This is a genomic window from Pseudomonas sp. 2822-17 (assembly GCF_002742485.1).
Classification (GTDB): domain Bacteria; phylum Pseudomonadota; class Gammaproteobacteria; order Pseudomonadales; family Pseudomonadaceae; genus Aquipseudomonas; species Aquipseudomonas cyclaminis.
Genome location: NZ_LJRZ01000251.1, coordinates 1 through 492 on the forward strand (window position 1 = coordinate 1; position 492 = coordinate 492).

Sequence of the window (492 nt, forward strand, 5' to 3'; positions counted from 1 at the left end):
GATATGCACCTGTTTACGGTTGGATTTGTTGATGAAAAAGAGGATGTTTCCAACTATATGAGAACGTCATTTGTAAACAATATCGGCTGGTATAACCTAAACGCTAAAGTGTACGGTCATTTAACTGTTGGAGACAATAACCAGTTGGAATCATCTGAAGATATAGCAGCGTTCTACCAGACATTTGAAGAGTAATTCGATGTCACTTTTGTCCACTTAGTTGAATGGAGGTGCTGAGCAATGGATCAAAATCTAAAGATGAAGGTGAATGAAATCATAAGAGAAATCAACGCTGTCAGCCGTGAGCTTGAAGATATCTCGCAAGGATTAACGAATGAGTTTAAAGGGATAGGTGCTAATAGCTGTGCCTCAAACTTGCTGAAGGCATCCAACCACTATCAAAGAGTAAGTAATGAGTTACGAAAACTTTAGTGGGGATAATGTTCTGATTTTTCAGAAAAAAATAAATCTATTATTCTATAAAGGAGGTGG

2 protein-coding genes are annotated in these 492 nt (G+C 37.4%); both read left to right on the forward strand.

Annotated elements, in window-relative coordinates; translation table 11 throughout:
• A partial coding sequence (locus AOA60_RS33275) for a hypothetical protein (protein ID WP_218240546.1) occupies positions 1-195 on the forward strand: 195 nt, incomplete at its 5' end.
• A gap of 45 nt (positions 196-240) precedes the next feature.
• Positions 241-432 (forward strand): hypothetical protein, encoded by a 192-nt coding sequence (locus AOA60_RS03675; protein ID WP_099583257.1) that lies wholly within the window; start codon positions 241-243, stop codon positions 430-432.
• Positions 433-492 lie beyond the last annotated feature (60 nt).